Origin of the sequence: Megasphaera sp. DJF_B143, from assembly GCF_900320625.1 — a bacterium.
In the GTDB taxonomy this organism is placed as follows: Bacteria; Bacillota; Negativicutes; order Veillonellales; family Megasphaeraceae; genus Megasphaera; species Megasphaera hexanoica.
The window spans coordinates 1-8,208 of the sequence record NZ_ONTA01000105.1 but is presented as its reverse complement, the minus strand read 5'-3'; the positions used below and the strand labels follow the sequence as shown (position 1 = coordinate 8,208).

The window sequence follows — 8,208 nt, the reverse complement described above, 5'->3', positions numbered from 1 at the left end:
TATGGCTCAATTACTTACGTAAATTCGCCATACCCGCCAGAAGTCCCCCACCTAAGAGGTGGAGGACTTCTGGCGGATTAGGTTAAAAGAAGATATACGAATATATGACGGGACAGAAAGACAAAGCCGTTCATCATATGCAGATACTGGTTGACGCACATCCGGAATGGAAAAAGGACAGGATGCTCAGTTACATCATCAGCCGGAAGTATATTGCGCTGAATCAGAAAGACCGGGGTCTTGCTTATTACCAGGACTACCTGTCCCACGATGCCAATCCCGCCCGGGGCCATCTGGACTATGCACGTCTGCTGACCCAATCCGGAAAACTATCTTACAACCGATACAGCTAAAAAGGGAGCTGTACCTGCCGATATGTATACCGCCGTACTGACGGAAAGCATATCACAGGCCAGCTCCTTTTTCTTTATGAACGGCTCTGTATGAGCAAATGATTCTGTTATAAGAAGGAAGCAAACGTTCCGGCCAGTACGACCGAGGTAATGGTAACCGTTACGAAACCACCTACCAGCATGGACGGGAACATACGACTCATAAGGAATTCCTTTTCTTCAGGAGACGTTGCCAGAGAATCACAGGTCGATTCCGTAATGATGATATTGGGCGGGAAACCATACAGGGCAGTAAGTCCATTGGCAAATGCCAGGTAAAACGAAATATGAAGAACACGAGCGGCAATAAAGGCAATGATAGCCATGCCGATAACGCCGATGATAATCAGGACGAACATGGGCCCGATAATGGATAACAACATTTCCTGCGTGCAGTCTTTCAGGCCATCAAATATGAACATCATCAGTGCAAACATGCAAATGCCGTACGAATTCGCTTTGTTCAGGGCATCGCGGTCGAGGAAACCAATGGTACAGAAGACGACACCAAACACAAGAGCCCAGATAGCACCGGAAATTCCCGTCGCCGAACCAGCCAGGGTCGCCAGCCATGCGACAAATCCCAGCTTTCCTAATTTTACAACAGTCGTATCGAACTGAGCCGGCAGCTGTGGCAGAATCGTTTTGGCATGACTGACACCTACGGCGGCGTTGGCATTTTCTACGGCATGTTTATCGGCTTCACTCATGGTGACTTTTCCGGCCCGGAATAATTTCAATTGTTGTTTTCCGTACGTTTTAAGGCAAACCGCCGTCAGAGGATAGCCGGCAAAACCTTGTACACAATATATCGTAATGGCAAAGACAGCCGCCGTCACGAGTCCTGCCTTGGCAGCAGCCTGCTGCATGATCGTAGCCGCGACAATCCCGCCGGTCAGAGCCGGAAGTCCCGTAATCATGAGGGTCCGGTCCATAAACAGGGGGCACAGGAACCAGCAGGCCGTACACATCCCGATCAGACCGGCAAGACAGATGACAATGGTCCGCCATTGCATCATAAGCTGTTTCAGGCTGAGTACCGTTCCCATATGGACCAGTAACAGGAACAGGCCCAGTGTAGCACCAAACGGCAGCAGTACACTATCTGTAATCAGATTATACGGCAGGATAAACCAGTAACCCAGCAGCATCAGAATAGCCGTAACAAAGACAGATGGCACCCAGGCATGAGTAAGTTTGTCTACCCATTCCCCGGCAATATAAAATATAGCACAGATGGTAAAAGCTAAAGCAAAGTTATACATACAATCACCCTTTCTTGTATGTTCCGGCTGCCAGACGATCCCCACCGCAGCAGCCTTGTATCTCCATGATTCTGTATCAGCTATTTTGTTTCAGCCAGTCAATGGCCATCTGGGCATATACCCGTGCACCGCCGGCAAGAACTGATTCATCAGAGGTAAAATAATTGCTGTGATTCGGATAGGTTGCGTTACAATCGGGATTATGGGTACCTACAAATATGAAACATCCCGGTTTGTCTTCCTGATAAAATGCAAAGTCTTCTCCGCCCATGACCAGATCACTTTCCTGAATGGCATCGGGTCCCAGCACTTCCGTCACAGCCTGGCGGGCGATGGCCGTACAGGCATCGTCATTAATGGTGGGCAGAATGAGGAACTGATAGTCTAATTCTGCCGTGGCGCCATAGGCTTTGGCCGTTTCTTCTACAATGCGTTCCATCCGTTCCTTCAGTTCCGGGCCGATTTCGCGGCGGAAATACCGCGTTGTCCCTTCCAGTACGGCTTCGCCGCTCACAATATTCCAGCGATCGCCACCCTGGAATTTACCGACCGTCACGACGACCGGATCAATGGCATAGAGCTGACGGGATACAATGGACTGGAGATTCGTAACAATAGCCGAACCGACCACGATGGCATCGACGCCGGACCAGGGCTGGGAACCGTGAGACTGGACTCCGTGAATGCGGATAGTAAATTTATCTGCCGCCGCCATGAACGGGCCAGTGCGGATGGCAACGGTACCAGCCGGTACGCTGCTCCAGATATGGGCACCGAAAATGGCCCCTATTTTCGCAAACCAGTCACCAAATTTCTTCATATAGACCGCGCCTTTGCCAGCTTCCTCTGCCGGCTGAAATACCAGATAGACATCGCCATATATTTGATCTCTTATATCAAGCAGCATCCGTGCCGCTCCCAGGAGCATGGCAATATGATTATCATGACCGCAGGCATGCATCCGTCCGGGAACTTCCGAAGCAAAAGGAAGTCCTGTTTTTTCCGTTACAGGAAGAGCATCTATATCGGCCCGGAGAGCCACCGCTTTTCCAGGATGGGCACCGGAAATCCTGGCAACCAGTCCTGTATGTTTTTCTTCATTAATCTGATACGGAATTCCCCATTCATCCAGAACAGATGCTATCCTCCGCGTAGTTTCTGTCTCCTCGAAACTGAGTTCCGGATGCCGGTGAAACTCCCTGCGCAGGCGGATGATGTCATCATTATATCGTTCCATCAGCTTATCATGTTCCATATGTTTTCACTCCAATCACATAAATATTCATTAAATAATACGAATACGACATAGTAAAGAAAATAAGATTTGATAATCGAAAGATAATTCTTTTTCAATATATCATCTTAGCGCTTTTTTATTCTTTGTACGCGTACATGAAAATCATACAGTTTTTATTTTTTGTCCGGCCAGTTAGAATATAAACGCATTAATTAAATGCGTTTATATTCTTTATAGCTTGATTTTACGTCATTTTCATTATTTTGTAAAGCATTTATTTTAAATTATAAATGCTAATACTAATATTATTCCAATTATTTTTAAATTTTATAGAATATGCATAAAACAATGCCTTATTTGATATGTCTATTGCGAAATTACAAATATCAATTAATTATTGTGAAAAATGTTTTGTTTTATCTCAATCAATTACCAAAACGCATATTCAGAACTTCTATTTTTATGCATTTAGAAAAATTTGGCTTATTATGAAATATTTTAAGAAAACAAGGGTATTAATTTACTATATTTAATACTTTCACACTGCTATATTGTCCATTTCACAAAGACAGAAGAACATTTCGTATATGACGTTCCCCGTTTTCTGAATACCGATTGTATAAGCTTGTCATATATATTTAGTCAGGTCCATGGCAATTCCTATCCTGGCAGCTAAAAATCCATATAGGCACAGGCATTTTTTCTGCCCTGGTATCGATAAACAAGAAATAGTATAATAGATCCAGAATAATTGACAGGAAAGGTGACGAACTGATGAAACAATTGGAAGTCGTAGCGGCTATTCTGACGTATAATGGAAACATTCTCTGCATGCAGCGGGGAAAGGGGAAATATCCTTATGTATCGTTCAAATATGAATTTCCTGGCGGAAAAATAGAAGCGGGAGAATCACGGCACGCCGCACTGGAACGGGAATTACGGGAAGAAATGAACATTCATACGACCATCAAGGAAAGTGACTTATATATGACGGTCCATCATCAGTACCCCGATTTTGCCATTACCATGCATGCCTTCTATTGTCCCCTCTCTTCACCGGAATTTATCCGCAAAGAGCATATTGCGTCATGCTGGCTTCCGCCGCAGGAACTGCCATCCCTGGACTGGGCGGCAGCCGATCAGCCTATCATGGAAAAATTAGTTTCTGAATCGAAACCGGATTAAATAGTAAAGGGTGCTCCACGATGACGACAGGCAATGTACTGGAAAATTGTTTACGCGAAGGTTTTATCGATTATAATACGAAAGCGGATTCACGGTATGTTCCCCGTATTGTGACCAATAACCGCGCACAAAAGACGAAAGTGCTGGATACACTGGTTACGCAGCTTTCTTATTGCGATGAGTTTTATTTTTCCGTAGCCTTTATCACCAAATCAGGCATTGCCTGCCTGAAAGATGTGCTGCTGGAATATAAAGACCGTCCGGTCAAAGGCTATATCCTGGCTTCCCAGTATCTGAACTTCACTGAACCCGACGCCCTTCGCGACCTGCTCACCCTGCAGACCTACCTCTGTCCGCCATCATCCATCGAGCTCCGCATGGTCACGGAAGACCACGGCTTCCACGCCAAAGGCTATCTGTTCCATCTGCCCAACCGGACTCAGGAAAACTACACGATGATCCTGGGCAGCAGCAACCTCACGGCCTCCGCCCTGACGACAAACCAGGAATGGAATGTCTTTTTCACCTCATCCAAAGATGGCGGCCTCATCCGGCAGATGCGTTCGGAATTCGATACGCTTTGGGAGGAAGCCGTCCCCGTCGATGAAAACTGGATCAACGCGTACGAACGTGTATACACCTGTAACAGGCCCCGGCATACCCATCTGGCACGCATGCAGACCATCAATCCCAATGCCATGCAGAAGGAAGCCCTGCAGGGACTCCGGCAGCTGCGCGACCAGGGCGCTGACAGAGGGCTCCTCATTTCGGCAACGGGGACAGGCAAAACCTACCTGTCTGCTTTTGACGTGCGCATCTTCCAGCCAAAGCGTTTCTTATTCGTCGTCCACCGGGAACTCATCGCCAAAGCGGCCCGCCGGAGTTATGAAACCGTCTGGTGTGATCGGGAAGATACGGGCCTGTTATCCGGCAATCAGAAAGACTGGAATGCACCTTACCTCTTCTGTACGATCCAGACCCTTTCCCAGCCTGACGTATATACAAAATTCTCTCCGGACTCGTTTGATTATATTGTCGTCGATGAAGTACACCGTGCCGGAGCGGCTTCCTACCAACGGATATTCCACTATTTCAAACCCCGGTTCTGGCTGGGCATGACGGCCACGCCGGAACGGTCCGACGATTTCGATATCTACGAACTGTTTCATCACCACATCGCCTATGAAATCCGTCTCCATCAGGCATTGGCGGAAAATATGCTGGTACCGTTCCACTATCACGGCATTGCCGATATTTCCGTAAACGGGGAACTACTGGATGAATCCGCCACCATACAGGATCTGACCTGCGAAGAACGGGTCCGCCATATCCTGTACTACTCTTCTTATTACGGGTGTGATGGAAACCGCCTGCGCTGTCTTATATTCTGCAGCCGCGTCGAAGAAGCCCGCATACTGGCCGGCTTATTGCAAAAGCATGGCCGCCGGGCCATAGCACTCAGCGGTGATTCTACCCCGGAAATGAGGGATGATGCCATCCGCCGCCTCGAAGGCAGTCCGGATACGACGCCTGATTATATCGAGTACATCCTGACCCGCGATATATTCAACGAAGGGGTCGATATTCCCTCAATCGACCAGATCATCATGCTGCGCCCTACCCAGTCGGCCATCATCTTCGTCCAGCAATTGGGCCGCGGCCTGCGCAAATTCCCCCATAAACGCTATCTGGAAGTCCTCGATTTCATCGGCAATTACAAAAACAATTTTCTTCTGCCTATCGCCCTCTACGGAGACCGCACCTACAACAAGGACGATGTGCGGCGTACGATGTCACAGAATTTCCTGCCCGGTTCCACCTCTGTCCATTTCCAGGATGTCGTCAAAGAAAAAATATACGAAGCCATCAACAACCGGAAATGGCTGGCCGATGCGCAGGAACTAAAGCAGTCTTATAAAGATTTGAAATACCGTCTGGGACGGCGGCCGCTCATGATGGATTTCGTAAGGCTTGGGGATAAAGATCCGTACTTATATGTCAAAAAAAGTCAGTCCTATTTCGCCTACGCCCAAAGCATCGATAAGACACCGGCAACGCTCACGGAAGACCATGAAGCCGTGCTGAAACTGGTCAGTCTGGAACTGGCCAACGGCAAACGGCTGGAGGAATTGTGGATCCTGCAGTATCTCTTATCCCATCCTTCCCTTTCTATAGGCGATCTCCGGGCGTATATACGTCATACCTGTGGCTATGAAACATCGGAAAAAACGATTGCCGGCATCGAAAATGTCCTGTCCCTGCACTTTTTTACACAGACGGCCCAGAAAAAATACCGGCACATTGCCCTCGTATCGCTCAAGGAAGATCAGTTCGTCCTGACGCCCCAGATGAAGTTCCTCATAAAAAACAGCGAATTTCTGACCTATTTGAACGATTGTCTGGCCTATGGCATATACCAGTTCCACAAGCAGACCGACGGCCAGGCCTATGCCGGCGGATTCGTCCGCTATGGAAAATACTCCCGTAAAGACGTATCGCGCCTGCTCAATTATAAGACGAACCGCGAAGGGACGCTCAATGGCTATGCCATCGTCGATGACAGCGATTTTGAAACGACGGGACGGCGCACCTGCCCGATTTTTGTCACCTATAAAAAGAGCGACGATATTTCCGAAAGCACCAAATACGAAGACCAGTTCATCGCGCCCGGCCGCTTCAGCTGGATGACCCGGTCCCGTGTCCGGCTGGATTCCAGAGAAGTTCCCAAAATCCAGTCACCACTGACACGGAAACTGCTCTTTGTCAAAAAAAGTGACAGCGAAGGCACCGATTTCTACTATCTGGGAGACCTCGCGGTAGTCGCCGGACCACTACAAAAAGAAATGACTGGCAATGATGGGAAAATCCTGCCAGTCGTCAATTTCCAGTTCAAGCTGGATGTCCCGGTCGAAACCAGGCTGTATGAATATCTTACCCACTGACCGGCCGATAGGGGATTCCGTTACCGTTTCATCAACCGGTGCACCATACGGATGCAGAAAACAAACAGGATTCCTGCCATGCATCCGGCACTATCCAGCAGGACATCATGCCCGGGAAAATGCACGGAAAATGGCACGGCAGTCCTCATGAGAGGGGAACCCATATTCCGGATGCCACTGGACGGCCCATACAAAGCGTTTCCCCGGCATATAGACGGCTTCTACAAGGCCATCCTCCGATAGGGCCATTTCCCGCAAATCCGGTGCCAGTTTCCGTATAGCCTGGTGATGAATGCTGTTGACGCCCATATGCTCCGTCTGCAACAGATCATAAAGCGGCGTGTCCCGCAGGACCCGGACCGTATGAACAGGCCGGTCATAGGGAGGCGTCATATGATGATCCGTGTCTGACGGATGCTGCAGCGGCAGGTCCTGGTATAACGTACCTCCCAGTGCCACATTCAGGATCTGCAGTCCCCGGCAGATTCCCAGGACAGGCATATCCTGAGCCAGTGCATGGGATATGACCCTCTCTTCCATCACATCTCTCGTCTCATTCCATTCAACCGATGCATTCACCGGTTCCTCCTGATACAGCGAAGGATTGACATCGTGTCCCCCGGTCAGCAGGATCTGGTCACAAAGCCCGACAAGCCGTTTCACTTCATCCTCATCCTGCGTCATAGGGAAAATAAAAGAATCCATCCCTGCCGCTTTCAAGCCTTCCATATATGCCGGCAACATCCAGATACTTTCCTTTTCATCATCCCAGAGCGGCATCACGCCGACCATTTTTTTCATAATCAACCCCTCCTCATCATAAATCCAGTCCGACATAAAACAACATTCCTCAATCCCTCATAGCGTGAAGACTCCGTTATCCACGCCAGTCTGTACATTCTAAAATGGATTTCCTGGTGACCGTATAATGCCACGGCTGCTTTTTCTTCCTTTTTCCTCCGCTAAATCCCGGACGGCCATGCCTCATTAATTTCCAGACTCTGTCTTTGATAAAACCGGGGACATCTGAACGCACGGCATAGGATGCCAGATGGTCATAGATTGCCAGAATCGTATCTTCCAGTGAGCGGAAATATAAGGGTTGTACATGAAATTTTTTCATCGTACCGGCTTCACCGCGTATTAAGTTCTTGTGGACAAAAGGACCATGATAAATCAGGATTCTC

At 48.4% G+C, this 8,208-nt stretch carries 7 protein-coding genes; 3 read left to right on the top strand and 4 right to left on the bottom strand.

From position 1 onward, the window contains the following. The first annotated feature begins 104 nt into the window (after positions 1-104). A complete protein-coding gene (locus DBO31_RS03050; protein ID WP_150824413.1) occupies positions 105-353 on the top strand; it encodes a hypothetical protein in 249 nt (82 codons plus the stop codon). A gap of 107 nt (positions 354-460) precedes the next feature. On the opposite strand, the gene DBO31_RS03045 is transcribed toward DBO31_RS03050, so the two are convergent. Next, complete coding sequence (locus DBO31_RS03045) at positions 461-1,657, bottom strand: hypothetical protein (RefSeq protein ID WP_150824412.1); 1,197 nt, start codon at positions 1,655-1,657, stop codon at positions 461-463. A 76-nt stretch (positions 1,658-1,733) separates the two neighbouring features. Then, positions 1,734-2,912, bottom strand: coding sequence for a M20 family metallopeptidase (locus DBO31_RS03040; RefSeq protein ID WP_113856081.1), 1,179 nt, complete (start codon positions 2,910-2,912; stop codon positions 1,734-1,736). A gap of 756 nt (positions 2,913-3,668) precedes the next feature. Here DBO31_RS03040 and DBO31_RS03035 point away from each other — a divergent pair. Together DBO31_RS03035 and DBO31_RS03030 are read left to right on the top strand one after the other, a co-directional pair. After that, on the top strand, positions 3,669-4,079 hold the full coding sequence (locus DBO31_RS03035; RefSeq protein WP_075582195.1) for a (deoxy)nucleoside triphosphate pyrophosphohydrolase: 411 nt from the start codon (positions 3,669-3,671) through the stop codon (positions 4,077-4,079). A gap of 20 nt (positions 4,080-4,099) precedes the next feature. Next, the gene (locus DBO31_RS03030; RefSeq protein ID WP_150824411.1) at positions 4,100-7,021 is read left to right on the top strand and encodes a DUF3427 domain-containing protein; all 2,922 of its coding nucleotides are present in this window, start codon (positions 4,100-4,102) and stop codon (positions 7,019-7,021) included. A 105-nt stretch (positions 7,022-7,126) separates the two neighbouring features. Here the strand turns inward: DBO31_RS03030 and DBO31_RS03025 are convergent, their stop codons facing one another. Then, entirely contained in the window at positions 7,127-7,822 is a 696-nt protein-coding gene (locus DBO31_RS03025; protein WP_113856084.1) for a gamma-glutamyl-gamma-aminobutyrate hydrolase family protein, read from the bottom strand. A gap of 76 nt (positions 7,823-7,898) precedes the next feature. After that, a partial coding sequence (locus DBO31_RS09260; RefSeq protein ID WP_159897741.1) for a hypothetical protein occupies positions 7,899-8,208 on the bottom strand: 310 nt, incomplete at its 5' end.